Genomic DNA, 2,454 nt, shown 5'->3' with positions numbered 1-2,454 from the left:
GGCCCGGCGCCGACGCCGGGTCGGGCGCCGACAGCGGGTCGGGCGCTGACAGCGGGTCGGGCGCCGACAGCGGGTCGGGCGCCGACGCCGGGTCGGGCGGTGCGGGATCGGGCGGCGACGGGCCGGCGACCGGGCCGGGCACCGCGGAGGTACGCCGCGCCGCGCTGGTGTCGAAGCTGCTGCTCAACGTGTTCGCCACCGGCCACGGGGCGGTCGACGCCGGTCAACTGGCCCGGTGGCAGTCCGACGCGGGCTGGTTCGAGCAGGCGCTCGGCCTGGAGCCCGGGGGGCTGCGCCGGCAGGGCGGCACCGACGGCCTCGGCGGAGTGCTCGCCGGCCTGGAGGGCGACCTGGTCCGCCGGATGCACCTGCGGGAGGTGCTGGCCAACCCGGCGCTGGCCAGCCGGCTGACGCCGAGCATGTCGCTGATCGAGCAACTGCTGCGGGACAAGGCCAACCTCTCCGGCGTGGCCCTGGCCAACGCCAAGGCGCTCATCCGTCGCTTCGTCGACGAGGTCGCGGAGGTGCTGCGTACCCAGGTCGCGCAGACCAGCGTCGGCGTCGTCGACCGGTCCGTGCCGCCGAAGCGCGTGTACCGCAACCTCGACCTCGACCGCACCATCTGGCAGAACCTGACCAACTGGAGCCCGGAGGACGAGCGCCTCTACGTCGACCGGCTCTACTACCGGCAGACGGCCCGCCGGGTCACGCCGGCCCGGCTGATCGTGGTGGTGGACCAGTCGGGCTCCATGGTCGACTCGATGGTCAACTGCACCATCCTCGCGTCGATCTTCGCCGGGCTGCCCAAGGTGGACGTGCACCTGATCGCGTTCGACACGCGGGCGCTGGACCTGACGCCGTGGGTGCAGGACCCGTTCGAGGTGCTGCTGCGCACCAACCTGGGCGGCGGCAACGACGGCCCGGTCGCGATGGCGATGGCCCGCCCCAAGATCGTCGAGCCGAAGAACACGGTCATGGTGTGGATCTCGGACTTCTACGAGTTCGGCCGCTCCCAGCCGCTGTTCGACGGCATCGAGGCGGTGCACCGCTCCGGGGTGCGGTTCATCCCGGTCGGCTCGGTCAACAGCTCGGGCCAGCAGAGCGTCAACCCCTGGTTCCGGCAACGCTTCAAGGACCTGGGCACGCCGGTGATCTCCGGCCACATCCGCAAACTCGTCTTCGAGCTCAAGAGCTTCCTCACCTAGGAGAACGAACCCCTCATGTCCGAGATGCTGCGTGCCCCCGCCGAGGTCAAGTACGCCGAGGAACTCGACTACCTGGAGTCGGTCGACACCGACCCGAAGCCGTTCTCGTGGCGGCTGAGCCCGCGGATGGTCCGACTGTTCATCCTCGGCTCGGAGCGGGCCGACGGGCTCGACCGGGAGATCCCGCAGAAGTGGTTCGGCGACCGTACGTTCGTCGAACGGAGCATCGTGACCCTGGCGTCGGACCGGGGCCTGCTGCTGATCGGCGACCCGGGCACCGGCAAGAGCTGGCTCGCCGAGCTGCTCTCCGCCGCGGTCTGCCGCAACTCGACGCTGGTGGTGCAGGGCACCGCCGGCACCACCGAGGACCACATCAAGTACTCGTGGAACGTGTCGATGGTGATCGCCAGGGGCCAGTCCCGGGAGTCGATGATCCCGTCGCCGATCATGACGGCGATGGAGCAGGGCGTGGTCGGCCGGTTCGAGGAGCTGACCCGCTCCACCAGCGACGTGCAGGACGCGCTGATCTCGATCCTGTCGGAGAAGTACGTCTCCATCCCGGAGCTGGACCACGACAACATCGTCTTCGCCAAGCCCGGCTTCTCGATCATCGCCACCGCGAACAGCCGGGACCGGGGCGTGAACGACCTCTCGTCCGCGCTCAAGCGGCGGTTCAACTTCGTCCGGATCCCCGTGGTGACCAACAAGCGCAGCGAGGCGGAGATCGTCCGCTTCCGCACCGAGGAACTGCTGCGCCGGCACCAGATCACGCTCGACGTGCCGCCCACCCTGCTGGACATCCTGTTGCAGAGCTTCGCCGACCTGCGCGCCGCCGCCTCCTCGGCGACCAGCGACGACGAGAAGCTGGAGTCGGCGCTGTCCACCGCCGAGCAGATCGGCGTCCTGGAGGACGCCATCCTGCACAGCCAGTTCTTCGGCGACCGCACCCTGCGCGCCGCGACGCTGGCCGGGTCGCTGGTCGGCTCCCTGGCCCGGCGCAGCCCGGAGGACCTGGCGATCCTCAACAAGTACCTGCACGGGGTGGTGGAACCGCGCGCCAAGCAGGACGGCGGCCCCTGGGAGGGCTTCCTCGACGGCGGCCGCCAGGCCATCGCCTCCCTGTCGTGACCGCGCCCACCGAGGCCGGGCCGTTCGGCGAGCTGCGCCCCCAGCGCGGCCCCGGCGCCCCCGCCCTCGCCGCCAGTGGCGGGGCGGGCGCCGTCATACCCGCCCGCATGGGCGGCGGCGG

The 2,454-nt window shown here is 71.3% G+C and carries 2 protein-coding genes; both read left to right on the top strand.

Features of this window, described 5'->3' with window-relative positions:
• On the top strand, window positions 1-1,205 hold a 1,205-nt coding region (locus tag AB0L34_RS33590; RefSeq protein WP_363709682.1), incomplete at its 5' end, for a VWA domain-containing protein.
• Between the two features lie 15 nt (window positions 1,206-1,220).
• Entirely contained in the window at window positions 1,221-2,333 is a 1,113-nt protein-coding gene (locus tag AB0L34_RS33585) for an AAA family ATPase (protein ID WP_357461726.1), read from the top strand.
• Window positions 2,334-2,454: the final 121 nt, after the last annotated feature.

The organism is Micromonospora sp. NPDC052213 (assembly GCF_040679695.1).
In the GTDB taxonomy this organism is placed as follows: Bacteria; Actinomycetota; Actinomycetes; order Mycobacteriales; family Micromonosporaceae; genus Micromonospora.
Note: the sequence above shows the minus strand (reverse complement) of the source record. Positions and strands in the feature narration are given on the sequence as shown.

What these genes read in the sequence shown, in the direction of transcription:
- AB0L34_RS33585 (WP_357461726.1), top strand. Translation starts at nt 1,221, where the DNA reads ATGTCCGAGATGCTGCGTGCCCCCGCCGAGGTCAAGTACGCCGAGGAA.